The sequence below is a fragment of the Pseudomonas sp. JL27(2026) genome (genome assembly GCF_056933555.1).
Genome location: NZ_CM167794.1, coordinates 3,640,221 through 3,663,215, shown reverse-complemented (window position 1 = coordinate 3,663,215; position 22,995 = coordinate 3,640,221). Strand labels below are relative to the sequence as shown.

Below are 22,995 nucleotides of genomic sequence, written 5' to 3'. Positions count from 1 at the left end.
GCCCGCTCCCACAGGGATTTGTGTCGTTCACAAATCCCTGTGGGAGCGGGCTTGCTCGCGAAGGGGTCCTCAAACCCCCCGATGCTTCAGATCAGGCGATGTTATTGCGCCAAACCCCTTTCCCGCTCAATCGTTCCCGATCATGGGGCGCGGTGAAGTCCTGTTCCGGCCCTTTGGGCACAATCCCGGTCGGATTGATGGTCTTGTGGCTGCCGTAGTAGTGGTTCTTGATGTGGGCAAAATCCACGGTGTCGCTAATCCCCGGCCACTGATAAATCTCCCGTAGCCAGTTCGACAGGTGCGGGTAATCGGCAATCCGCCGCAGGTTGCACTTGAAGTGCCCGTAGTACACCGCGTCAAAGCGAATCAGTGTCGTGAACAGCCGAATGTCGGCTTCGGTCAGGTATTCACCCGTCAGGTAACGATTCGCGCCCAGCAGTTGCTCCAGCCGGTCCAGCTCACCAAACAACTCATCGAACGCCTCTTCATAAGCCAGCTGCGACGTGGCAAAGCCTGCGCGGTACACACCGTTGTTCACTGCCGGGTAAATCCGCGCATTCAACTCATCGATTTCAGCGCGCAAGGGCTGCGGGTAGAAGTCCAGGCCATTACCGGTCAAGCCGTCGAAGGCGCTGTTGAACATGCGGATGATTTCCGCCGATTCATTGCTGACGATGCGTCTTTGCTGTTTGTCCCACAGCACGGGAACGGTGACACGACCGGTGTAGTTTGCGGTGTCGGCGGTGTAGCGCTGGTGCATGAAGTCGAAATGATCAAGTGTGTCGCCAGTGGAGCCGAAGGCCTTGTCGAAGGTCCAGCCGTTTTCCAGCATCGACCAGCCGACCACCGAGGCATCGATCAGGCTTTCCAGCCCTTTGAGCTTGCGCAGGATCAGCGTGCGGTGGGCCCAGGGGCAGGCCAGCGAGACATAGAGGTGATAACGCCCCGCTTGCGCAGGGAAGCCGCCTTCACCGCTGGGGCCGGGTTTGCCATCGGCGGTCAGCCAATGACGGCGCTGCGCCTGTTCACGCTGGAACGCGCCGTCCTGGCTGCTTTCGTACCACTGATCACGCCAGTGCCCTTCAATCAGCAAACCCATGTCGAACTCCTCGGTGGCTAAACGTTGGAGTGGAGTCTATGCCGATGGCTTCGAACAAAAAGCGCAAAGGTTGGGCGCGAATGATCGGTTAAATCGATTTGTCCCGTGCGTCCCAGTACTGCTGAGCCTTGGCGAAGGCTTCATCACGGGGCGCACCGAGGCCACGCAAGGCCAGGGCCATGGTCGAAATCAAGGCCATTTGCGGATAGCTGTCGAGCACATCGCCGCGCCACACGGCTTTCATGTGCTCGGGATCGAGGCTTGCCGGTTTGACGTGGCGCTGCGCCGACAGCTGCGGCCATTCTTCGTCCCAGCTCTGGCCGCCGGTGGTGCCGTACAAGTGGCTGTCGGCATCGGGGTTGATCTCGATTTCGCCGCCGTCACCCTTGATCACGATCACGTTATCGCCTAGCAAGCCGCTGGCATCGCGGTGCACGCCTTGGTAGCCAGGGTGGAAAATACTTTGCAGGCCACAGCGTGCACTCAGCGGGTTGAGAATCCGTGCCAGCGAATGGATCGGTGAGCGCAGGCCGAGGGTGTTGCGCAGGTCGATCATCCGTTGCAATTGCGGCGCCCAGTCGCCCAGCGGAATGAACGCCAGGTTGCCTTGCTCCAGCGCCGTCCCCACTTGCTGCCAGTTGCGGCACAACGGGATGTTCAAGGTGTCGAGCAGGTGTTCGCTGTACAGACGCCCCGCCGTGTGCGCGCCGCCGCCGTGCATCAGGATGCGCACACCGTTTTGCGCCAGGCATTTGGCCGCCAGCAGGTACCAGGGCAAATGACGCTTTTTACCGGCGTAGGTTGGCCAGTCCAGATCCACCGCCAGCGCCGGTGCTGCCAGCCGTTCACGCAGGGCTTCGGTGAAGCCGGCCATTTCCTCGGCGCTTTCTTCCTTGTGCCGTAGCAGCATCAGGAACGCACCGAGCTGGGTGTCCTCGACTTTTTCGTCGAGCAGCATGCCCATGGCCTCGCGGGCCTCTTCACGGGTCAGGTTGCGGGCGCCGCGTTTGCCTTTGCCGAGAATCCGCACGAACTGGGCAAAAGGGTGTTCGGCCGGTGTTTCTGTCATCAGTGGGGCGAAGTCGGTCATAGACAATTAGTCGGCTTGGGCAGGCCCGCCAGCTTGGCGGCGAGTTTGGCAGGAGTGCCTTTGAACAGTCGGTTCAGGTGCAGGCTGTTGCCTTTGTCCGGGCCCAGTTTGAGCGCGGTGTATTTGATCAGGGGGCGAGTGGCCGGGGACAGTTGGAACTCCTGATAAAAACCGCGCAGCAGTTCGAGGATTTCCCAGTGCTCAGGGCTCAGCTCCAGGTCTTCGGCGGCGGCCAGGGCCGTGGCGACGTCAGGGGCCCAGTCATCCAGATCCAGCAGATAGCCGTCCTTGTCCAGGCCGATGTGGCGGGCACCTACGGTGAGCGCATTCATAGCCAACTGTTGACCTTGTCGTAGTGAATCGACAGCTCGACGAAGGCCGGGTAATCGATGCTTTTGACCCAGTCAGGCACGGGTACGGCGCGGGCCAGGACATCTTCAGCAAGGACGAACAGCGTCAGGGTTTCACGGCGCGCCTGAAGTGCGCTGAAGTGCGCCGTTGCGGTTTGCAGGGCATAGACCGCGTCGCCGCATAACAGCAGCGCGTCTTTTGTGCCCAGCAGTCGCAGGCAACTGGTCAGCCGGTTATCGCTGAACGGTGAATGAGACAACACATGCAAAGTCGACATCAGAGGGTAATCACTTGGTCATAACGATCAATAATCACGGTGATTTCTTCCGGCGTCAGTAACTGCACGTCATCCATGTTGGGACCGGACGGAGGAAATCCGCGTTCAAGCACACTGTTGCCGCAAGCGAACACATCGTCGACGCCAAACAGCGACAGTGCCTGCAAGTTGGCACTCAGGTCTTTCTGTTGCACGGCTGTTGCGCTCTGGTTCGGCGCGAGCTGGAACACGCCGTCGTCGAGGAACAGCAGGCCAATCGGCAAATCGAACGCGCCGCCAGCGAGCACGATGTCCAGCGCTTCACGGGCAGCAGGGCCGGACCAGGGAGCTTGCCGGCTGATAATCAGCAAGGATTTAGGCATGCCTCACGGCCCTCCGAAGCAGATCAAACGGTCGGCGTCCTGCACTGCATCGTGCAGTTGCCCGAGGCCGGACAATTCCCACGGCGCGCTGACATCGATGGCCTGGCGCTGATAACGCTTGGCTTCTTCTTCATTGAGTACGCCACGGCGCAGGGCGGCGGCAATGCACACCACGCCGTCGAGCTGATGCTCGCTGACGAAGGTGCGCCATTGCAGCGGCAGGTCTTGTTCATCCTGTGGCGTGACGACAGTGCTCGACGCGTTGTAAACGCCGTCCTGATAGAAAAACAACCGCACGATCTCGTGCCCGCCGGCCAACGCTGCCCGGGCAAACAGCAAGGCACGGCGCGAGGAGGGCGCATGGGCTGCGGAAAACAACGCAATGGCGAACTTCATGGCGAACTCTGACAACAAATCTGTGGCCATGATAAAGCTTTATCGCCGATGCGGCGAAGGGCGATTCAGCGCGGCATGTAGCCCAGTTGCCAGCGACGTGGAATCTTCAGCGAAACCATCCCGAGCACGGTGGCCAGCAGGCCGCTGGCGTACAGGGCCTGGAGGCCGAAACGGTGTTCGAGCACGGCGCCCAGGACGGCGCCGGCAAACATGCCGGTCCAGGGAATCAATTGCACCCGCCAGCCATTGCGCCGTTCGCCGAGCATCCAGCGTCCCAGGCCCCGACCGAAGCGCGACAGGGCGCCGGTGACATAGGTCAGACCGACCGGCAAGCCGTTGACCTGTTCGACGGCGGCGTTGAGCATCCCCATGGCGATGATTGCAGCCAGCAATGCTGGAAATTTCGCCTCGAATGGCCATGCCGCTGCGCCGCACAGCAGGGCGGCGATGCTCAGCATCAAGGGCAGGGCACGGCGCCCACCCAGGCGAGTGACCACAACGCCCAGCGCGTTGCCGGCAATGAACATGGCGACCAGCACCAGCAACCGCAGGGTCAACCCCAGATCGCCATCGCTGATGGCCACCGCCAGGCGGGTGGTGTTGCCGCTCATGAAGGAGACGAAATCGCCGGTGGCCATGAAGCCGATGGCATCGGTCATCCCGGCCAGTACCGACAGGCTCGCCACCAGGCACAACCCGATCCGGCCACGCCATTTCTGTACGTGCACCAGGCCAGGTGTGTGGGCGCGATGAGGGGAGGACGGCAGCATGGGCTAACGCTCCAGGCCATGCAGTTCGCAATATTCCTTCCAGTCCATGCCGGCCATTTGCGCCACTTCCTTGTGCACCTCCAGGCGCTGGGTTTCAAAGTCCTCGGCGGTGGCGACGGTCAATTGCAGCGTCAACTCCCAGGCGAACAGGCCCAGACGCTCGGCTTCTGCCTCGAAGGCCTCATGCAGCCGTTCGTTGCGGTAGTGGGCCATGGTTTCGCCTTTGGCCTGTGCGGCCAGAGGGTTGAGGTTATCGAGTGCTTCGCGCAACGCCGGGCGGGCATTGAGAAACCGTTGCAGCGCCAGTTCGTGTTGCGATTCGATGAGGGCCATGGACCAGTCCTTGTCAAAGGGAAAGTATGCGCGGTGTGCCGACGGTTGCCTTGACGCGGGTCAGGAGGTCTTTTTCTTGTTGGCCCTGGCCTCGGCCGCCAGACATTCCAGCGCGAACTGTTCGGTGTAGGTCATCTGGATCGGCGTGGTTTCGCCTTTGACGGTGCGTTCACCGTCGAGGATGTAACGAATGCGCTTGTCGGTCACGCCGATGCGTTTGGCAATCCACGACGGGGTCTGGCCGATCTGGCTGATCAGTTTGTCGGCGTAGTCGGTCGACGGTTTGTAGAACTCGGCATTGGGGGTCATAGGCTTTCCAAAAAAGGATTCACGGGCGAGGTGCCCATTATGGCGCGACAGGGTGCGCGAATCGGCACGGTCTGTCGCGCTATATATGCAGTAAAGCAGAGCGCCACCGGGGTGGCGCAAGCAAGGCGGGTGCTGCGGGGCGACGGCTTGCGGTGATACAGTCGGCGTTTTGCGAGTAAGGAAACACAATGCGTATTTTGATGGTGGCGCTGGCCAGTGTGTTGCTGGTCGGTTGCGCAGGCTCGACGATGAAGGACGCTCGTTCCCAGAGCCCTAAACAGACGTTCACCTCGAACAAGCCTGACCTGGTCGTCGCCCAGTGTGTGCAGTTTGCCTGGCAGGACGAGTCGGTGTTTGGTGTCGATGCCAGCGGTTACCTGCAGCCGGGCGAAAACGGTGGTTTCACCGTCTACACCCGTTCGGCCGAGTCCTTCATCGATGTGCAGAACGGCGCCTTGAAGTACTACGCCCCCCAGGACAACTGGGTTGCCAAGCGCCGTTTGGCGGCACTGGCTGCTTGCTTGTAAGGCGGTGACCGCCGCGTCGCGTCATGCTTATGCGTGTTGACCGGCGTTGGTCAGGCGTTTCTGGAAAAAGAAACGCTTATGGCCCGGCGGATAGTCGTCCATGTGCCCAAACTCGCTGAACCCCATCTTTTTGTAAAATCCCGGCGCCTGGAATTCAAAGGTGTCGAGGTACATCCCCACGCAGTTTTTTTGCTGCGCCAGCGCCTCGGCCATGTGCATCAGCCGTGAGCCAACGCCTTGACCGCGTGCCTGCTCGGGTACGGACAAAAGGTCGATGAACAACCATTGGTAAAACACACTGCCATAGAGCCCGCCGAGGACCTCGTCAGTTTCTTCGTCGCGAACCAGCAGGGCGATATCCTCGCGATGACCTTCGCCAGCGTTGGCGATGTTGTAGGCGCGCAGTGGTTTGAGAATGGCCAGGCGTTCTTCGGGGCTGGGGTTTTGCGATAACTCGATGCGTACTTTCATTTGCGACGTCCTTGTGACGGTGTTGGGGGGTAAGCCGAGCACGAGATTAGCGCGTACCACCGTCGACGAGAATCCTATTTCCTGAGCAAAGGGCATGCATCGAACATGGCTTTTTTCAGGTGCAGGCTGTAGTCCTTATGCCACTCGTGATGTGGGATTTTGCTACTTATACTGTATGTATATACAGTATCTATTGGCTCAAACCGAAACTCCCACCCGGATTGCCAAAAAAGCGGCCGTGGACAACTTTTATCGTTCCGTTAGGTTGGAGGGGCTCCTCAGGAAGGAGCTTTCTTAATCAACGGAGTGAAAAAAATGAACAAGCCACAAACTGAATCGCAACTCAGACACGGTCGTGTCACCACCCCGGCCAGTCGCGGCTCTGTCGCCATTGACGTGGGTCTTCTGGAAGGCTGGCAACTGAACGAAATGGAAGGCGGCAAAGGCTTTCCTGCGTTGACTGCCGGCCCATTCCCCGCGCCTTACCAGACGGATACTCCCAGCGTTGCCCCTCCGGCCGATGGTTTTATCCTCAGCGGTGGCAAGGCCGATGCCCGTGACTGCGTTAACTACACCAGCGAGGAAATGAGCAAAAAGCTCAACCGTCCTTTTACCTGGCCGCTGCTGAACGTGGATCCGGGTCAGGTTTTCAATGTCACCTGGCAGTACACCGCGCCTCATACCACTCGCGGCTACAGCTGGTTCATCACCAAGGATGGCTGGGACCCGAAACAACGCATCAGCCGTGCGCAACTTGAGCCAAAACCGTTTGCCGACGATTTTTACACTCAGGTGCCTTACTACTCCCATGGCAGCGAACTCAAGGCCAAAGTCGAGCACCAAGTGAAACTGCCAGCGAACAAAAAGGGCCATCACGTGATTGTGCTGCTGTGGATTGTTGCCAACACCGGTAATGCGTTCTACCAAGCCTTCGACGTGGATTTCAAGTAACGCCACGTTCGTTAAAAACAACCAAACACGTTCTCAAGGATTAGAACATGTCAAATTTCAACTTTTCTTTACTGAAGTCTCAGCGTAGCGATGCCGCTTCGTTGATGCCGAGTATTGCCGGCAAGAAGATCCTGATGGGGTTCTGGCACAACTGGGCAGCAGGACCAAGCGACGGCTATCAGCGTGGGCAGTTTGCCAACCTGAACCTGGTCGACATTCCAAAGGACTACAACGTGGTTGCTGTGGCATTCATGAAGGGCAACGGAATTCCGACCTTCAAGCCCTACAACCTGTCCGATGAAGAGTTCCGGCGCCAGGTCGGCGTGTTGAACAGCCAGGGCCGGGCGGTGCTGATTTCGCTCGGGGGTGCGGATGCGCACATCGAGCTGCGCAAAGGCAGCGAACAGGCGATGGCCAACGAGATCATTCGTCTGGTGGAAACCTACGGTTTCGACGGGCTGGACATCGACCTGGAACAAAGTGCCATTGATTATGCGGACAACAAGACGGTGCTGCCTGCGGCCTTGAAAATGGTCAAGGATCACTATGCCGGTGAAGGCAAGCACTTCATCATCAGCATGGCGCCTGAGTTTCCGTATCTGACGACCGGTGGCAGGTACGTCCCCTACATCAAGGCACTGGAAGGGTATTACGACTTCATTGCCCCTCAGTATTACAACCAGGGCGGCGACGGCGTCTGGGCACCTGAGGCCAACGGTGGGAAGGGGGCCTGGCTTGCGCAGAACAATGATGCGATGAAGGAAGATTTCCTCTACTACCTGACCGACAGCCTCGTGACCGGCACCCGAGGGTTTACCAAAATCCCGGCCGACAAACTGGTCATCGGTTTACCGACCAACGTCGACGCGGCGGCAACCGGTTATGTGATCAACCCGGCGGCGGTGGTGAATGCCTTCAAGCGTCTCGATGCGGCGGGTCATCCGATCAAAGGCCTGATGACCTGGTCGATCAACTGGGACGATGGCATCAGCAAGGACCGTGTCCGCTACAACTGGGAATTCAGTCGTCGCTATGCGCCGCTGATCCACGGGGTGGCTGCTGCTCAGGCGCATCCTGCCCTTGAGGAAACCGCGACCACCTTGTCGTGAAAGTGATGTGAAGTGAAACAGAAAGCCCGGCAGAGATGCCGGGCTTTTTCGTTGTTGTTGCCTGGGACTAGCAGGCCGCGCGCCTGGCTTTCCATTGCCTGAAGTGCAGCAAGTAGACCAGCACGTTGATGGTCAATACCAGAGCCCCCAGGCCGATTTGAATGCTGTGGGTCAGCCCGGCCGGGTAGATCAGCGGAATCAGATAATGCTCAATGAAACCGTCGCCGTAACCTCCTTGCCCTGCGGCCATGCGCAGGTAGTTTTCCCATTGGGTCAGCGGGCACATCCACTGGAAGACCTCGACCGCCACTCCCCAGGCGGCTGCGGGAAGGTGCAGCCAGATCAGCGGGCGCCACTTGAGCGCCAGCAGCCCGCCGCACAGCACGAAAATAATGAACAGCAGATGAAACAGCACCAGCCCGTCGGCGGCTATCCGGTAAAACATGTCGACTCCATCGATCCTGATTGTTCACGCGGGCGACACGATAGCACCCGCTGTGGAGGCTGGCTGCATCGAAATTTGGAAGGTTGGGTGACTTACTGTTCGCGATAACGTCTATGAGCATCAAGATCAAATAGTAATAAGGACGTTACGTGTTGCGAAAGTGCCTGTTGTTGATCGCTGTCCTCTCACTGAGCGGGTGCGCTGGCGTACTGATGCGCCTCGATGACCATCCGTGCCCCTACCTTGGCGTGCGCGTGGATTGGGCATTGCTTGAGATGTCCGAGTGGCGTTTGCTGCCCTTCGTCCTGTTCGATGCGCCATTCTCGGCGGTGGTGGATACGCTGTTCTACCCGTTTGAATACCAGTACAGCTGTAACCTTTGAGTCACGTCGCCGCCTGATTCGTCAATTGACGAAAATGATCTTCGAGACCAGCTCCGCGCTGTTCTTGGCGTGTAGTTTTTTCATCAGGCGGGCGCGATGGACTTCCACGGTTCTGTGGGAAATCACCAGTTTTTTCGCCACTTCCTTGCAGGTCAGACCGTTGACGATGTGCATCGAAATTTCGCGCTCGCGGGGCGTGAGGTTCACCGTCGCGTGGTGAACCCGGTCCATGCGCTCGAAGTGCCAGACCATCAGCTTGAACGGGTCGTCCGGGGTCAGGGAGTAGCCATGTGACCTGGCCCAGAACACTTCGCCGTTTTTGTGCTGCATGAAGCGCTCATCGGAGTAGGAGCTGTTCTTGCTGTTGCGCAGCCAGGTCTGGCTGCGATTGCCGATGCTCTTGTAGTCCGCCTGGGAGGGATAAATCAGCAGGGTCAGATGCCCCAGCAGTTCTTCACGCGGGTAGCCGAAGAGCTGCAGAAATGCCTCGTTGCAATCGAGCATCAAGCGGTGACTGGTGATGAGTTGCGGGGCAGGTGACACCTGGAAGGCCAGGCGCTCAAGGTCTTTGAGTTGCTGCGTGAAGACGGTCATTGGGCATCCTGCCTCGATTTGGATCCGATTTTGATGGCTACTTACTCGTGTACGTAGTTGCACGAACTAGCGGGCGATCCGGGTGGTGGGTCATTGTAAGGAATGCCTGCTCCAAGCAAAGAAGAAAATTGCCATGCCCCATGATTCCGTATCCATTGTTGCTGCCGGTCACACCCGTTTTGGTCGCCTGGACGATTCCACGCTGGAAGACCTTATCGTCCAGGTCACTCGCGAAGCCCTGGCGGACGCCGCCATCGACGCCTCGGAAATCGACGCCCTGTTTCTTGGGCATTTCAATTCGGGCATGGTGGCGGACGGCTTTGCCTCGTCGCTGATGCTGCAAGCCGACCCGGGTTTGCGCTTCAAACCCGCAACCCGCTGTGAAAATGCCTGTGCTTCGGGTTCGGCGGCGATTCAGGCGGGCATCAATGCAATCCTCTCGGGCTCCGCCGAGTTGGTGCTGGTTGTGGGCGCGGAAAAAATGACCTCCAATTCCACGGCCGATGTCACCAAGGCCCTGGCCGGTGCCGGTTACCAGAACGATGCCGAGGAGGCCGGGCTCAGCTTTCCGCAGTTGTTCGGCCTGGCCGCGCAACAATACCGTGATCGTCACCAGTGCCCCTTGGCGTCCATGGCCGCCATCGCGACCAAGAACCACTCCAATGCCATGGCCAACCCTTTGGCGCAGATGCGCAAGGTCATGGATTTCGAACATTGCAACAACGTGTCCAAGAGCAATCCCTACATTGCCGAGTCACTGCGCCTGACCGATTGTTCGCTGATCAGCGATGGTGCGTCTGCCATTGTGCTGGCCTCGTCCAGGCGCGCCCGGCAGTTCCGTCGGGAGGTGCTGATTCGCGCGGTGACCCAGGTCAACGATTTTCTGCCGATTGCCCAGCGTGACTTCCTTGCGTTTGAAGGCCCGCAGCGTGCGATCCATTCCGCACTGCGCGGGGCCAACGTGACGTTGGCCGACCTGAGCTTTGCCGAGGTCCATGACTGTTTCACCATCGCTGAACTGCTGATCTACGAAGCCATGGGCCTGGCGCCCAAAGGCGAGGGACATCGGGCGCTGGATGACGGCATCGTGCGGGCGGGCGGTCGTCTGCCGGTGAACCTGTCCGGCGGCCTCAAGGCCAAGGGGCATCCGGTGGGCGCAACAGGTGTGTCGATGCATGCCCTGGCCTTTCGACAGTTGACGGGCAATCCCATTGGCCTGGCGGTGCCCAATCCCGAGTTTGGCCTGGTGTTCAACATGGGTGGCATGGCGGTCGCCAACTACGCCTCGGTGCTTCAGGCCCGCAGGGCCTGAGTATGAACATCGCCAACTGGTTGAACGACGCCGGCCAACGTTGGCCAGAGCGTCCGGCGTTATTTGAGGGGCAGCGGCAAGTCGCCGACTATGGCGCGTTTGCCGCCCAGGCCCGCGACCGTGCCGTGCAACTCATTGACGAGTACGGCATTGCACCCGGCGATCGGGTGGCGCTGTTCATGAAGAACGGTTGCCAATACCTCGAGCTGCTGTATGCCATCTGGTGGGCGGGTGCGGTGGCGGTGCCGATCAACTTCAAACTGCATCCTGTCGAGGCCGACTGGATCGTCGACAATGCGCAGGCCCGTTTGATCTTCACTGATGGCGGCCGGATGTTCACCCCCGAGGCGTTGCCGCGCGGGTGTCGGGAGCTGGATGGTGGAGAGCGGGTGTTGCCCGCTCCAGTCGACTCGCAGAGGTTGGCAACGCCCAGTCCTCGGCACTCCGATGACCTTGCGTGGCTGTTCTACACCTCCGGCACCACCGGACGATCCAAAGGCGTGATGCTGTCGCACGGCAACCTGACGGCCATGTCGCTGTGTTATCCCCTCGACGTGGACCCGGTCAGCCCTGATGACGCGGTGGTGTATGCGGCCCCGATGTCCCACGGCGCCGGTCTCTACAACTTTATCCATGTGCGCTGCGGTGCCCGCCATGTCGTCCCTCAGTCCCGTGGCTTCAAGGCCGATGAGCTGTTCGGGTTGGCGAGCGCGCTGGGCAACATCAGCCTGTTTGCCGCGCCGACCATGGTCAAGCGCATGGTTGAACAGGCGCGTCGCCAGGGCTATGGCGGCGAGGGGATCAAAACCATCGTCTACGGCGGCGCGCCCATGTACCTGGCGGATCTGCAGGATGCGGTCCAGACCTTTGGGCCACGCCTGGTGCAGATTTATGGTCAGGGCGAGAGCCCGATGACCATCAGCGCCTTGTCCCGTGAGTGGATAGCAGACCGGAACCACCCTGACTGGGCCGCGCGGGTTGCTTGCGTGGGGCGGGCGCAATCGTGCGTGGAAATCAGGGTCCTGGACCCCGGGCACGTACCGCTGCCTCCCGGCCAGCCGGGGGAGATCGCCGTGCGTGGGGCCACCGTCATGCGGGGCTACTGGCGCAATGATGCGGCGACAGATCAGGCCCTGGTGGATGGCTGGTTGTTGACCGGCGACATAGGGTTCCTGGATCACGCGGGGTATCTGACGCTCACCGATCGCTCCAAGGATGTGATCATTACCGGCGGCAGTAACGTGTATCCTCGGGAAGTCGAGGAAGTACTGGCGCAACACCCGGACGTCTTTGAGGTCTGCGTGGTCGGTGAACCAGATGCGCAGTGGGGGGAATCGGTGGTAGCGTTTGTCGTTCCCCGTGATGCCGAGCTGCTTGATGCCTCTTTGCTCAATGCCTGGTTCATTGAGCGCATGGCGTCATTCAAAAAGCCGAAGAAGTATGTGTTCCGCACGGAGCTGCCCAAGAACAGTTACGGCAAGATCCTCAAGACCGATCTGCGCCAGTGGTTGAAGGAAGTTGCGAACGTCACTGCCGTTCCTTGAGTTGTGTTTTCCATGGATAGAAATCAGACAGGAGTCCTTCAAATGGGCATTCAACACAAAGACCCGGCCCGGCAACGGCGCCGGGCGTTTATCGGTGCAACGTCGGGTCACTTGATCGAGTGGTACGACTACGGCGTTTACGGTTTTCTCGCCGTCTACATCGGCAAGGCGTTTTTCGTCTCCGACGACCCGACCACCAGCCTGCTCGCCAGTTTTGCAGCCTTTGCCCTGAGCTTTTTCATCCGGCCGCTGGGGGGGCTGTTCTTCGGTCCGCTGGCGGACAAGATCGGCCGACGCAAGACTCTGATCACCGTGCTGGTGATGATGGCCGGCTCGACCTTTCTGCTGGGGTTGTTGCCGACCTATGCGTCGATTGGCATCGCCGCGCCGATCATTCTGGTATTGATCCGCTGTGTGCAAGGTTTCTCGGCCGGTGGCGAGATCGGCACCATCACCAGTTTCATCTCCGAATACGCGGGGCCCGGTCGACGCGGCTTTGCCACCTGTTGGTTGATGGTGACGGCGGTGCTCGGCCTGTTACTGGGTGGTGCGGTGGCCAACGGGATGACCTGGGTGCTGGGCGCTGACCTGATGCAAGCCTGGGGCTGGCGGATTCCGTTTCTGATTGCGGCGCCGCTGGGCCTGATCTCGATGTACATCCGCTTGAGGCTGGAAGACAGCCCCGAGTTCCTGGCGTTGCAGCGCGCCGGGGAGACGTCTAAAGCGCCTCTGCGAGAAGTCTGGCAGTGGAAGCGGGCGATTGCCCTGGTGTTCTTCATCATTACCCTGCACAGCTCGATCTTTTATCTGGTGCTGACCTTTGTCTCTACCTACATGTCGAGCATTCTCAAGTTCGACAGCGGTACGACCTTGCTCTATGTGTTTGTTGCCAGCCTGTCGGCGGCATTCGTCATGCCTTTCGGCGGCGCGTTCACGGATAAGTACGGACGTAAGCCGTTCTTGCTGGTGATCGGTACCCTGGCAACGCTGGCGATGTACTGGCTCTTCAAGTCGGCCCCGACGGCAACGCCGGCTTCGTTCATCTACCCGTTGATGGCCGTGGCGATTCTGTTCGGGCTGTATGCCTCGTCGACCTACGCGTTGATGAGCGAATTGCTGCCCACCCGAATCCGCTCCACCGGCATCGCGGTGGCGTACAACATCCCGGTGGCCGTCTTCGGCGGCAGCGCACCGCTGATTTCTACCTGGCTGATCAAACTGACTGGAGACATTACCTCGCCCTGGTATTTTTACATCGGCACAGGAGTGGTATCGCTGATTGCGTTGGTGGTGTTGCGCAAGGAAGACTTTGTTGCCTGTGCAGGCCCTGCCGAGGCAAAAGGCGCAGAGCGAGCCGGTTTGAGGTTGGTGCCGGCACCTTGAATGCGGCGGCTGGTGGATCGAGCAGCCTCGCCTGACCACCGTTGAGTCAACAAAGCCCGGCCAATGCCGGGCTTTGTTGTGTCTGGGCGAATCAGAGGCCGTGGCAAGCAGGGCGGCCTCTACGATATGTCGCCCCAAAAAGACCGTTCCGCCCAGTACCAGTATGTTCATGCCGCTTCCTTCAAGGACAAGTGACGATCATGGGGGGCAGTTTGTGTACCCGGTTCCCATCAGTAGAGTCCCGGAATGAGCCGCCAGGTGCGTGCGCAGTAAGCTTCGTACTCGTCACCAAACTGCGAGCGTAGCAACGCCTCTTCAGACCGTATGCGCGCGATGAGCGGCAGGAGCGTCAACATCGTCAGCACAACGCCCAAGCCTGAACGAAAGGCGAGCGCCCATCCGAGGGAGTTGACGAGCAAGCCCAGATAGCTTGGGTTGCGCAGGGTGCGGTAGATACCGTCGGTAACCAGCGTGTGTCCGGGTTGAATGGCAACCAGTCCGCTGAATCGGTTGCCGAGCACAAAGACGGGCCACATCCGTAGCGCACCTCCGGCGACGAAGAGTGCGGCACCCAGCCACCGGATACCCTCGTCACCAAACGTCCATAGCCCGATCCGGTCTGTGTAGGCTGGCAACCAGGCGCCCAGCAGACCCAGTAGCCCAAAAACCGGGAGGACCCAACGGTTCGTGCGGTCTTCACGTTCTCCGGTGCTCAGATTGGCCTCGGTGAAGAGCGCGAGGCCAGACATCACCAGGGTTGCCAGCGCAACGACAACCAGCGGCGGGTGGGCAAAAAAAGCTGCAAACCCTCCACTGCCCAAAACGGCGAGGCCGAGATAAGCCAGGGTGGCCGCGGTGCTGAAAAACGCCAGTCGGGGGGTGATTTTCATGGTTCTCTCTCGGGGTAACGCCCACGCTGTAAGCGTAGAAGCGTTAATAGATATCCGCTCCCGGGTGAAGTTGTTGAAAGTGCCCTCTAATACAGCCTTTCTTAACCGCTCACGATCTGATGACTTCCACGCCGTAGGTGGGCTCATAATGTGGCTGGCGATGCTAACAACAAGACCGACTCAACGGCCTGTAGCCGCTCGCCTTTGCTGTCAACAACACCCGATTTGGAACGAACTATGAAGAAAACCGCCGTACTGATGTTCGCCTTAGTGCTCAATGCAGGATTGTTCAGCATGTCAGCAGACGCCGCCGGCGATGCTGAAGCGGGAGCGAAACTGTTTAACCGGGTCTGCGGCGGCTGCCACCAGGTAGGCGTTTCAGCGCGGGGGTCTTTCGGGCCGCAGCTCAATGCCATTTTTGGGCGCCCTGCGGGAAGCACGACGGACTACCAGTACTCCTCGGCCATGAAATCCTCAGGTGTCGTCTGGACTCGCGAAACACTGGCCGCGTATATCGAAGACCCAAAAGAGGTGGTGCCTGGCACCCGGATGATTTTCTGGGGGATCAGCGATCCAGAAAAAATCGAAAACCTGTTGGCCTACCTTCAGACATTTCAGCCGCAGTAATCTTTATCGTTACGTGAGCGTGGCGCTCACTGATACATCGGTACTTGAAATACCCCTGGGCTTTGTTTCCCCTCGGCTCATGCATCACATTTGAAATGATGCAGCCCCAGGCGATGAACCGGTATCGCCACCATCGTTAATCAATCATGGGTATTCACACTCTTCCTGCCGAAACGTTCTAGTCCTTCAGAGGTGCGGTTTTATTTATGTATGATCTGGAACGTCGAGTCTTCGTTGGATAGGCCGTGTTCGGAATGAGTTGTCTTTGTTTGAACAACAATCTGACAACGTTGAGTGGGTGAATTCAGATTGGCTAATCTGTCTTGAGGGGAATGGAATGGATGTCCAAGTAGAAAATTTAGAAGGTTACACGCGCGGAATGCCTTTTCAGAACTGGGTGCCTGGCACGAGTGGGTTGCTAAGCCTTAAACAGCCTAGGGTCTACAGAAGCTCCCAGCCCTATTATGACCCCGCAACAGGTGACACCCCTCAGGTGATTGATGCGGCCGTGATCGAGGTGTTGAACAAGTTTAATATCAGGCTGATTGTTAGTTTGAATCACCACGAGATAGAGGAGGGGAAAGGGCTTCTAGGTAAGCATAAAATTCGTTATTTGTTTTTAGGGGTTAAAGATTTTTCGGCACCCACCGCGAGTAAGCTGGATGAGGCGTGTCGACAAATAAATAATACAATTAAAGAAGGGCATAGTGCTCTGATTTACTGTGGTTATGGTCAAGGACGAACAGGGACCATGATGACAGCGTGGGAGATGTTTGCCACGGAGTATTGCACTGAGGCTGTACAAGAGGTTTTTATTAGAGAGTCAACCGCAGAAAGTGCTAATAGTGGTGCTGAAGAAAGCACCGGTCAGGAAGAGGTGTTACGCAGCTTCTATAAGCAATACATTTCCCAGAGACGTTAAGTCGTTGGGTTCCTGCCGCCAGAGGATAGGGCGGGCGAATGTTCAGCACTGATGCCTGGGACTCGTGTACCCGCCGGGGGGTGATACAGTTCAGCACTTGTGATTTGCCTTGGCTGGAGTTTTCCGAATGACCGTCCCACTGAACCTGGCCGTCCAGACTGCCGCAAAGTGTGTGCTGCACCGGCTCGTCGAACACATCAAACCTGAATCAACCGAGGCGTCAATCGCAAGGTTCGCTGCGTTGGAGCTTAAACAGCAAGGTTACCCGGACACCTGGTATTACGACTGCCCGGCGTTTGTGTTGCTTGGCTCACGAAGCCTGGTATCAGTGTCCGGACGTGGCTATAAGCCGAGCGAGGAACCCGTTGGTGAGAGAAACCTGATAACGGTGGACCTGAGTCCCAGGTCCGAGAGCATTTGGGGAGACTGCGCCCGCTCCTTTTACGTGGAAGACGGGATTTGCAGGCGGGTGCCGATCAGTGCCGAGTTCGTTGTCGGGTATGAGGCAGAGCACCTTCTGCATGAGCAAATGCAGCTTTTTGTTCGTCCCGACAGTACTTTTCATCAGTTGTATGAATTCGCCAATGATGCGATACGCTCAGCCGGTTTCGAAAATCTTGATTTCCTGGGGAATGTTGGACACAGCATAGCCCAGCGTCCTGACGACAGGTTGTATGTCGAGTCAGGTAATCACAGGTGCTTAGGTGAAGTCCCGTGTTTTACATTTGAACCGCATATTCGTCATAAAGAGGGGCGGTGGGGGTTCAAACATGAAAATATCTATTTTTTCGACGAGACGGGTATTGCAATAGAACTTTGATGGAAATGGAGTCCTGACGTGTTTCGGCAATCAGTCAATCGTGTTTTTGTTTCAGGTTTCGGTTACAGTTTTTCGCTTCGGTGCTTACACAAGGGCTTACCCGCCAGCTCCAGAAAACCTGGCTGATGAATGAATTGATCAAGAAGGACTGTCTCTGCCACCCACGCCGGTAGATTGACATTATGTTGTACTCATGGAGCTTTGCCTGGAATGCTTAAATCAGTTCTTGTTGGTTTGTTGACCGTACTCGTTACGCTAGTGTTTTTTGGATTTGTCATCGGGCGTTTTCTTCCTCCCGATTTCGTTGCGCCGGGAGTGCCTGGATGGCGAGAGCAGCATGACCAACTGGTCGCATTATCATTGGTCAAGATGCTCACCGTAATGGGCTGGCTAGTATCAACATGCGTTGGCGGATTAGTCAGCGGCCGGCTTTGCCCTCGTCAGCCCCTACGAGCCTCAGCCTATGTGGGAGGGCTTGTACTGTTGCTCTGGGCGGTCCCAACCACAATCATCGCGGGTACCAGCGTAAGTTGGGTACATGTAGCTTCTGTTGTCTCGGTCATGCCGGGCTCGCTGGTGGGTGGGCTCCTGGCATTGGTAATCCATAGAAAATATCCCGCTTCGCCCTCCGTTCCGACCTAGCGGTCAGAAGCGCTCATCAAGTATCGCCGGCAAGGTGAGCTCCTTGACATAGCTGGCCGAAGACAGGCTCAAGGCCATGCGTACGACCTGTACCACATCGTGCAGCGGGATCAGTTGGCCTTCGCCTCGCTGCTCGGCAATCGCTCGCGATGTGTTCAGGGCATCCTCAGTATTGAGATAGCCCAGGTTCAGGCAGGTCACTCCCAGTCGTTGATGTCTGTACCCTTCACGGAGGGCGTCGGCGATACCGCGCAGGGCGAACTTGGAGGCACCAAATGCGACCTCTGGGCGCCCACTCTGCGGCAGGCCTGAGGTCGACCCGGTCAGAATGATCCGAGGGTTGGCGCTTTTCAGCAGCGTCGGTAACAGCCGCTTGATCAGCAGGATCGTCGAGGTGATGTTGCAGCTGACAATGGCCTCCACCTGCTCGTCATGACCAGTCAGGAAGTCGAACGCCGGACTAAAGGCATGCTCCTCCCAGACACCCAGGTTATAGATCAGCGTATCCAGTCCGTTCTCCACGACGTCTTGCTCTATGACCTGCACAGCTTTTGAGGGCTCACCGAGGTCGGCCTCGATCCATCGCACTTGAACCCCGGCCTTGGGCATCAAGCTTTCGGGGCGGGTACGAGACACGCCAATCAGGGTGTCGCCATCCTCTCCAAGGCCTTCGATCAAGGCTCTGCCCAAACCTTTGCTGGCACCCACAACCATCGTTTTCATCGATTGTCTCCTAGACCGATCTACTGATGAATGCGGGGGATGCGAACAGATGTTTCATGATTTGGCAATTGAACGGATGTTTCCAGATATTAACCAACGGCTGCTAATCCACCCGAACCCCACAGGAACCCATTTGGGAGGCGACTCCTGAGTCAAGGTCGGTCTCGTTGAACAACCCGCTATGTTGGATCGACGGGGGGGAACAGGTGTAAACCTATTTCAGGACTAGACACTCTCAAAAGGTGTCGCGACACAGCGAAGCATTTGGGTGGCAATCACGTTACGAAGCAGGTTCTGATGCACCTTCTGCTGATTGCTGAAGCCGCGTTTTTTCATCATCCGCTTGATATCCGACTTGAACACTTCAGTAACCTCGACCATGAATCGCTCGATGCCGTCGAATTTCTATTTCAGAAGAAATTACTGTGGAAAGGCGGTATTAATGACGTTTCCCGATGTGATTCCCATCTGAATGGTAAAGGGCTGGAGGGGGGTGATGTTGGTGCTGCTGCTGTTACTGCTGTTTCGCGTGTAACAGTATGGCTGTCTACTGGATATGTCTTTTGGCGCTACTGCTCCTGGCCCGGACACTCCACATGTCCAGTTACCGGCAGCCATACACGGTGTTGAATGATTTTTTGCGTACCCTATGCTTGCAATTATTTGATCGCCTGAGCAGCTATTCGGGAACATGGTTGATACATTTTTTATTTGAAAGTTACTGGTCCCCGTATTGCTGATGTCGAACCTGCTTAGTGTGTATATGGAATCGATGAAAGGATACGCAGGGTTGGATGTGGTTAATGGGCTTGTTGTTCGTGCTCGTGCCGTGATCGGCCAATTGCCATTGTTTTTGGCGTGAAAACCTTGTGCGGCATTATTTACAACCTCTCCGCAGAAAATGTGTTTTGTCATTATCTTTACATTGCCTGCGGGAATACTATACCCAGGCGGGTTGGGGCAAGTATAGGCCACGGCCTCACCAGGGGGGAGCTGTGATTTTGTACTGCATGATGCCAGTAGTATTGGGGCCGTCAATAGCATTGCAGTTTTCAGGCACTTATTCATGTTCTCTTCCTTGAGTGTGTTGTGAATTGTGCGGGTAGTACTACTTTGATGTTAGACCTGTTTACAGATTGCGCTTTGTAAGCCTTGTCTTAATTTGTTGTAAGTGTGTTGATGCGGTTAGCTGCCGATGGTAAGTGGGGTGGAGACACTCTGAATTTTTGTTGTTCTCAATGATTGACTTGACTTTTATTAAGGCCTGCACTGCCGGATAGTGAATTCGTTGCTTGGTGGAGGTATTAGATAGCTCCCTGATTCCGCGAGTTGCTTATCCCTGTACCAACCATGAACCACTCGAAAGTCTGTGTCGGCTCTCCTTGGTGCAGCATTATTTGCTCGGCGCGCTCCCTGGAAGCGTCCGTGTGCATTTTCACCCGCCCGAAGATTTTTTCTCGGGCCGTGCGCAGTTGCAGGGGTAGCTCCTGAATCTCATTTTCAAGTCTGTGCGTGTAGTGGGTGCAGGTTTCCAACGCTGTGGGCGAGCCGAGCCAGTCGCAGGTGTCTTCGATGTCCGGGGGCATGGGGTTGTCCCTTCAATCGCGCTGTTTGGATATACAGTATGCGAAGCTAAATGGTCGGCCGAGGGTTAGGCGACGAGCTGTCGGACTTGGGTGGTGTGCGGTCGGCAGGACGCCGGGAGAGAGGGGCGAGAGCCCAATAGTTTGGTAACGCTTCCAGAAAACAGGGTTGCTGGCCAAACCCCAGAAACGACAAAGCCCTGAATAATCAGGGCTTTGTCGGTACAAATATGGCGGAGGCGATGGGATTCGAACTCATGGACCTGTTACAGTCGACGGTTTTCAAGACCGTTGCCTTAAACCACTCGGCCACACCTCCGTTGCGTTGCGGGCGCCATAATACCTGAATGAAACACACTGTCAAACTCTCTACGTAGCTTGTTACAGAGCGTCTGTTATGATCTTTGCGACTGAACGTTACAAACCAACAGGAGTGTCGCCATGCGCGAACAGGATTACGCAGTTAATAACAGCGTGCAGGCTGAGCAGCTAGAGGTTAGCCGCGTCCTGCGCAACACTTACGGCTTACTCGCACTCACCCTCGCATTCAGCGGCGTGATGGCGTTTGTCGCTCAGCAGATGCGTGTCGGTTACCCGAACATTTTCGTCGTGCTGATCGGCTTCTATGGCCTCTTCTTTTTGACCAACAAGCTTCGTGACTCGGCCTGGGGCCTGGTGTCGGCTTTTGCCCTGACCGGTTTCATGGGGTTCCTGCTCGGTCCGATTCTCAATCGTTACCTGGGCATGCAAGGCGGTGCTGAAGTTGTCAGCTCGGCCTTTGCCATGACGGCACTGGTGTTCGGCGGCCTGTCTGCCTATGTGCTGATTACCCGTAAGGACATGAGCTTCCTGGGTGGCTTCATCACTGCTGGCTTCTTTGTTCTGCTGGGTGCGACTCTGGCGGGTATTTTCTTCCAGATCAGCGGTTTGCAACTGGCGATCAGCGCGGGCTTCGTGTTGTTCTCTTCGGTCTGCATTTTGTTCCAGACCAGCGCCATCATTCATGGCGGCGAGCGTAACTACATCATGGCCACCATCAGCCTGTATGTATCGATCTACAACCTGTTCATCAGCTTGTTGCAGCTGTTTGGCATCATGAGCCGCGATGACTAATCGCAGGCCTTGAGCAAAAAGCCCGCTTCGGCGGGCTTTTTGCTGTCTACGAGGTCGATATCCTTCGAAGACTCTGGGATGAAGGCTATCTGCCAGAGGCGATCATACCGTGGCACCTCCAGCCAAATCGGCACGTGCCCGGTTGTGCTCCAGCTCATCCAGCAGGGCTGCGTTTTCTTTTGCCCATTCGTAGAGTTTGAACACTGCAATCGGTAAGCCGAGTTGGCTCTGTCCGCGCTTGGTGATTTTCCACTCGGCACTGTCGAAACGCCCGCTCGGGATGCGTTGCCAGGTGGCGTTCCAGTTGAATGGCTTGCTGGAGTACTGCAACCCTGCAGTGCGCATCAGGTAGCTCTGGCGCAGGCATTTGAAGTCAGTGGCGCAATAATCGCGGTATTGCAACTGGCGTTGCTCGGCCTTGAGCGTGCCGACATCGGCGACTTTGGCTTTGGCGGTTTTCCAGGCCTGCCCCAGTTTGCTGTCCAGTTCCAGTGTGTAGGGGTCAGAACAGATAGCCTTTTCGGTGAGCGTACTTGCACGGGCGCAATCAAAGCTGTTGGCGCTGGCCTGGCCGGTTAATGCGAGGGCAGGCAGCAGCATGGCGAGGGCGAGGGTAGAGCGCGCTGAAGCAAGCGCGACATCTGGCGATGCCATTCAAAAAGTACGACCTGGGTATGCGGGGCGCGGGGTGTTTTCCAGCAGGAAATTGTCCATTGTCTTTCGCACTTTTCGTGAGTGTCTTGCCCGTCGATCCAGACCGATTTTTTTGATTTCTCTCCCCGTATGAAAGCGCCAGCCCTTGAAAAAAGTGTGGTTATTTAAGGGCTTAGGTGATTTTTAATCTGACGAACGGCTCAAAATATCTTGTTACAAAGCAAAATAGTAGGTTATTATTGCCCCGCGTTCACCACCACGGTTTATGCATTTTTAAGCCCCAAGCGTCCATCAGCTGCTTGGGCTTTTTTTTGCCTGAAATTTGGTGTCGGTCTGTCACGGAGTGTGCAGCCGTCTTTCAATAAGCTGGTAGCATCGCCCGCCAACAGAGCCTTGGCGCGTGGAAATGCGGCCGAGCCGATAAGGATGTCAATTGGGAACCGATGCGTGTTGATGATGGGTGATTGCTGGGATGTTGCGAAAAAGACGGCAGGTGCTTTAGGACTTCTTTGGTGCTGTAACGCCCAGGGGCTGGGCGACGGTCCCACCAACATGGACCCCGGACTATTGGTGTTGAGCGCCACCACGGTCGGACCATTTATTCTCACAGGAATGGCCACTCTGGCACCCACGAAGTTGAGTGACGAGTCGAGCGACGCCTCGAATGACCGAAAGCAGGTGCTGGCCTACGCCAGAGACGATGCGGCGGCGTTCATCGCAACGCAAGGGAAGTACCGTGGCGCTTATCTGGAGTCCGCTCTTGGCTGGGTTCGCGAGCAAGGGACCGCCGGGGTGTCGAGTGATATCGAACTTGCCCGTCAGATTCTGCTGCAGAGCTTTGTCGGGTCAGGTGCGGAGCCAGCCATCTAGCCTGGTCTTTGCTGATCACAAGCAGTCCTTCACACGCAGATGGCCTGTTTCGTGCGGGGTTTATCTTGCGCATGCATCGCAAGGTTGAAGGCTAATCGGCAAGGACCAGGCTGCCGTCGGCCTGTTGTTGAATCAGCGTGTAAGGCAACAACAACGTGTCGAGCGCGCCGGACAGCACCATGTCGATAACCATGCCCTGGGCCAAAGCGTTCTCCTGACTGTTTTCATCCTTGGCCGGACGCGGTGAATGCAGCCTGCAAAAGTCATACACCACACCGCTGTAGACCCGTGGAACGGTGTTGCAATAACTCTTTTGGTCCTTGAGTTGCTGACGGGCGAGGCTGTCATCCTTGAACACCGTGTCAACAGTCCCACAGCCGGCCAGCGTCAGCGCACCCACTAACATCACCAATCTTTTCATGTCGCCAGTCCATTGCCGCAAAGC

General features: G+C 57.3%; 29 protein-coding genes, 1 tRNA gene and 2 pseudogenes. 13 read left to right on the top strand and 19 right to left on the bottom strand.

The features are described 5' to 3' along the window. Positions 1-91: 91 nt before the first annotated feature. The 9 genes from AC1Z1G_RS16795 to AC1Z1G_RS16755 form a co-directional block, all read right to left on the bottom strand. Entirely contained in the window at positions 92-1,099 is a 1,008-nt protein-coding gene (locus AC1Z1G_RS16795; protein WP_483621147.1) for a glutathione S-transferase family protein, read from the bottom strand. An 88-nt stretch (positions 1,100-1,187) separates the two neighbouring features. Next, positions 1,188-2,189, bottom strand: coding sequence for a glycosyl transferase family protein (locus AC1Z1G_RS16790; RefSeq protein ID WP_483621146.1), 1,002 nt, complete (start codon positions 2,187-2,189; stop codon positions 1,188-1,190). Further along, positions 2,186-2,521: a TusE/DsrC/DsvC family sulfur relay protein gene (locus tag AC1Z1G_RS16785; protein ID WP_483621145.1), complete on the bottom strand. Its 336-nt coding sequence runs from the start codon at positions 2,519-2,521 to the stop codon at positions 2,186-2,188. Before AC1Z1G_RS16785 ends, AC1Z1G_RS16790 begins: the two co-directional genes overlap by 4 nt. After that, complete coding sequence (gene tusB / locus AC1Z1G_RS16780) at positions 2,518-2,817, bottom strand: sulfurtransferase complex subunit TusB (protein ID WP_483621144.1); 300 nt, start codon at positions 2,815-2,817, stop codon at positions 2,518-2,520. Before tusB ends, AC1Z1G_RS16785 begins: the two co-directional genes overlap by 4 nt. Further along, positions 2,817-3,179 (bottom strand): sulfurtransferase complex subunit TusC, encoded by a 363-nt coding sequence (tusC, locus tag AC1Z1G_RS16775; protein ID WP_347901008.1) that lies wholly within the window; start codon positions 3,177-3,179, stop codon positions 2,817-2,819. The genes tusB and tusC overlap by 1 nt, the downstream gene beginning before the upstream one ends. Positions 3,180-3,182: 3 nt before the next feature. Beyond that, positions 3,183-3,575, bottom strand: coding sequence for a sulfurtransferase complex subunit TusD (tusD, locus tag AC1Z1G_RS16770; RefSeq protein WP_483627887.1), 393 nt, complete (start codon positions 3,573-3,575; stop codon positions 3,183-3,185). 65 nt (positions 3,576-3,640) lie between these two features. Then, complete coding sequence (locus tag AC1Z1G_RS16765; RefSeq protein WP_483621143.1) at positions 3,641-4,345, bottom strand: YoaK family protein; 705 nt, start codon at positions 4,343-4,345, stop codon at positions 3,641-3,643. A 3-nt stretch (positions 4,346-4,348) separates the two neighbouring features. Further along, complete coding sequence (locus AC1Z1G_RS16760) at positions 4,349-4,678, bottom strand: DUF6388 family protein (protein ID WP_483621142.1); 330 nt, start codon at positions 4,676-4,678, stop codon at positions 4,349-4,351. A 60-nt stretch (positions 4,679-4,738) separates the two neighbouring features. After that, entirely contained in the window at positions 4,739-4,987 is a 249-nt protein-coding gene (locus tag AC1Z1G_RS16755; protein ID WP_483621141.1) for a hypothetical protein, read from the bottom strand. Between the two features lie 188 nt (positions 4,988-5,175). Here AC1Z1G_RS16755 and AC1Z1G_RS16750 point away from each other — a divergent pair, with 188 nt between their 5' ends. Next, positions 5,176-5,514: a hypothetical protein gene (locus tag AC1Z1G_RS16750; protein ID WP_483621140.1), complete on the top strand. Its 339-nt coding sequence runs from the start codon at positions 5,176-5,178 to the stop codon at positions 5,512-5,514. Positions 5,515-5,541: 27 nt separating this feature from the next. On the opposite strand, the gene AC1Z1G_RS16745 is transcribed toward AC1Z1G_RS16750, so the two are convergent. Beyond that, the gene (locus AC1Z1G_RS16745; protein ID WP_483621139.1) at positions 5,542-5,985 is read right to left on the bottom strand and encodes a GNAT family N-acetyltransferase; all 444 of its coding nucleotides are present in this window, start codon (positions 5,983-5,985) and stop codon (positions 5,542-5,544) included. 315 nt (positions 5,986-6,300) lie between these two features. Between AC1Z1G_RS16745 and AC1Z1G_RS16740 the strand changes: the two genes are divergently transcribed. Further along, positions 6,301-6,936: a lytic polysaccharide monooxygenase auxiliary activity family 9 protein gene (locus AC1Z1G_RS16740; protein WP_483621138.1), complete on the top strand. Its 636-nt coding sequence runs from the start codon at positions 6,301-6,303 to the stop codon at positions 6,934-6,936. 47 nt (positions 6,937-6,983) lie between these two features. Continuing rightward, positions 6,984-8,015, top strand: a pseudogene (locus AC1Z1G_RS16735) (chitinase); the annotation flags it as partial. A 97-nt stretch (positions 8,016-8,112) separates the two neighbouring features. On the opposite strand, the gene AC1Z1G_RS16730 reads toward AC1Z1G_RS16735, so the two are convergent. Beyond that, a complete protein-coding gene (locus AC1Z1G_RS16730; protein WP_483621137.1) occupies positions 8,113-8,490 on the bottom strand; it encodes a DUF2784 domain-containing protein in 378 nt (125 codons plus the stop codon). A gap of 149 nt (positions 8,491-8,639) precedes the next feature. On the opposite strand from AC1Z1G_RS16730, the gene AC1Z1G_RS16725 reads away from it, so the two are divergent. Continuing rightward, a complete protein-coding gene (locus AC1Z1G_RS16725) occupies positions 8,640-8,873 on the top strand; it encodes a YceK/YidQ family lipoprotein (protein ID WP_483621136.1) in 234 nt (77 codons plus the stop codon). Between the two features lie 21 nt (positions 8,874-8,894). On the opposite strand, the gene AC1Z1G_RS16720 is transcribed toward AC1Z1G_RS16725, so the two are convergent. After that, complete coding sequence (locus tag AC1Z1G_RS16720) at positions 8,895-9,467, bottom strand: LuxR C-terminal-related transcriptional regulator (RefSeq protein WP_347900994.1); 573 nt, start codon at positions 9,465-9,467, stop codon at positions 8,895-8,897. A 133-nt stretch (positions 9,468-9,600) separates the two neighbouring features. Here AC1Z1G_RS16720 and AC1Z1G_RS16715 point away from each other — a divergent pair, with 133 nt between their 5' ends. Genes AC1Z1G_RS16715 through AC1Z1G_RS16705 form a run of 3 tightly spaced genes read left to right on the top strand, consistent with a single transcriptional unit; the run spans position 9,601 to position 13,706 of the window. Next, the gene (locus AC1Z1G_RS16715) at positions 9,601-10,779 is read left to right on the top strand and encodes an acetyl-CoA acetyltransferase (RefSeq protein ID WP_483621135.1); all 1,179 of its coding nucleotides are present in this window, start codon (positions 9,601-9,603) and stop codon (positions 10,777-10,779) included. Positions 10,780-10,781: 2 nt separating this feature from the next. After that, positions 10,782-12,323, top strand: coding sequence for a class I adenylate-forming enzyme family protein (locus AC1Z1G_RS16710; RefSeq protein ID WP_483621134.1), 1,542 nt, complete (start codon positions 10,782-10,784; stop codon positions 12,321-12,323). Between the two features lie 42 nt (positions 12,324-12,365). Next, positions 12,366-13,706: an MFS transporter gene (locus tag AC1Z1G_RS16705; RefSeq protein WP_483621133.1), complete on the top strand. Its 1,341-nt coding sequence runs from the start codon at positions 12,366-12,368 to the stop codon at positions 13,704-13,706. 230 nt (positions 13,707-13,936) lie between these two features. Here AC1Z1G_RS16705 and AC1Z1G_RS16700 read toward each other — a convergent pair whose 3' ends face one another. Continuing rightward, positions 13,937-14,596: a methyltransferase family protein gene (locus tag AC1Z1G_RS16700; protein ID WP_483621132.1), complete on the bottom strand. Its 660-nt coding sequence runs from the start codon at positions 14,594-14,596 to the stop codon at positions 13,937-13,939. 237 nt (positions 14,597-14,833) lie between these two features. Here AC1Z1G_RS16700 and AC1Z1G_RS16695 point away from each other — a divergent pair, with 237 nt between their 5' ends. From AC1Z1G_RS16695 to AC1Z1G_RS16685, 3 genes are all read left to right on the top strand, one after another. Further along, positions 14,834-15,223, top strand: a complete 390-nt coding sequence (locus AC1Z1G_RS16695) for a c-type cytochrome (RefSeq protein WP_483621131.1) — start codon at positions 14,834-14,836, stop codon at positions 15,221-15,223. A gap of 265 nt (positions 15,224-15,488) precedes the next feature. Next, positions 15,489-16,145: a protein-tyrosine phosphatase family protein gene (locus AC1Z1G_RS16690; protein ID WP_483621130.1), complete on the top strand. Its 657-nt coding sequence runs from the start codon at positions 15,489-15,491 to the stop codon at positions 16,143-16,145. Between the two features lie 127 nt (positions 16,146-16,272). After that, positions 16,273-16,965 carry a M24 family metallopeptidase gene (locus AC1Z1G_RS16685; protein WP_483621129.1) on the top strand — a complete coding sequence of 231 codons (693 nt, stop codon included), beginning with the start codon at positions 16,273-16,275 and terminating at the stop codon, positions 16,963-16,965. A gap of 645 nt (positions 16,966-17,610) precedes the next feature. On the opposite strand, the gene AC1Z1G_RS16680 is transcribed toward AC1Z1G_RS16685, so the two are convergent. Then, the gene (locus tag AC1Z1G_RS16680; protein ID WP_483621128.1) at positions 17,611-18,330 is read right to left on the bottom strand and encodes an SDR family NAD(P)-dependent oxidoreductase; all 720 of its coding nucleotides are present in this window, start codon (positions 18,328-18,330) and stop codon (positions 17,611-17,613) included. A 297-nt stretch (positions 18,331-18,627) separates the two neighbouring features. On the opposite strand from AC1Z1G_RS16680, the gene AC1Z1G_RS16675 reads away from it, so the two are divergent. After that, positions 18,628-18,960: a hypothetical protein gene (locus AC1Z1G_RS16675; protein WP_483628010.1), complete on the top strand. Its 333-nt coding sequence runs from the start codon at positions 18,628-18,630 to the stop codon at positions 18,958-18,960. A 30-nt stretch (positions 18,961-18,990) separates the two neighbouring features. Here the strand turns inward: AC1Z1G_RS16675 and AC1Z1G_RS16670 are convergent. From AC1Z1G_RS16670 to AC1Z1G_RS16660, 3 genes and pseudogenes are all read right to left on the bottom strand, one after another. Beyond that, a pseudogene (locus AC1Z1G_RS16670) lies at positions 18,991-19,245 on the bottom strand (hypothetical protein); the annotation flags it as partial. Positions 19,246-19,634: 389 nt separating this feature from the next. Further along, entirely contained in the window at positions 19,635-19,916 is a 282-nt protein-coding gene (locus AC1Z1G_RS16665; RefSeq protein ID WP_483621127.1) for a hypothetical protein, read from the bottom strand. A 228-nt stretch (positions 19,917-20,144) separates the two neighbouring features. Then, a tRNA-Ser gene (locus AC1Z1G_RS16660) sits at positions 20,145-20,232 on the bottom strand. A gap of 122 nt (positions 20,233-20,354) precedes the next feature. Here AC1Z1G_RS16660 and AC1Z1G_RS16655 point away from each other — a divergent pair. Then, positions 20,355-21,026, top strand: a complete 672-nt coding sequence (locus AC1Z1G_RS16655) for a Bax inhibitor-1/YccA family protein (protein ID WP_347900961.1) — start codon at positions 20,355-20,357, stop codon at positions 21,024-21,026. A gap of 102 nt (positions 21,027-21,128) precedes the next feature. Here the strand turns inward: AC1Z1G_RS16655 and AC1Z1G_RS16650 are convergent, their stop codons facing one another. Further along, complete coding sequence (locus tag AC1Z1G_RS16650) at positions 21,129-21,680, bottom strand: lysozyme inhibitor LprI family protein (protein WP_483621126.1); 552 nt, start codon at positions 21,678-21,680, stop codon at positions 21,129-21,131. Between the two features lie 453 nt (positions 21,681-22,133). Here AC1Z1G_RS16650 and AC1Z1G_RS16645 point away from each other — a divergent pair, with 453 nt between their 5' ends. After that, complete coding sequence (locus AC1Z1G_RS16645; protein WP_483627885.1) at positions 22,134-22,550, top strand: DUF2388 domain-containing protein; 417 nt, start codon at positions 22,134-22,136, stop codon at positions 22,548-22,550. Between the two features lie 91 nt (positions 22,551-22,641). On the opposite strand, the gene AC1Z1G_RS16640 is transcribed toward AC1Z1G_RS16645, so the two are convergent. Beyond that, positions 22,642-22,971: a YceK/YidQ family lipoprotein gene (locus AC1Z1G_RS16640; protein ID WP_483621125.1), complete on the bottom strand. Its 330-nt coding sequence runs from the start codon at positions 22,969-22,971 to the stop codon at positions 22,642-22,644. Positions 22,972-22,995 lie beyond the last annotated feature (24 nt).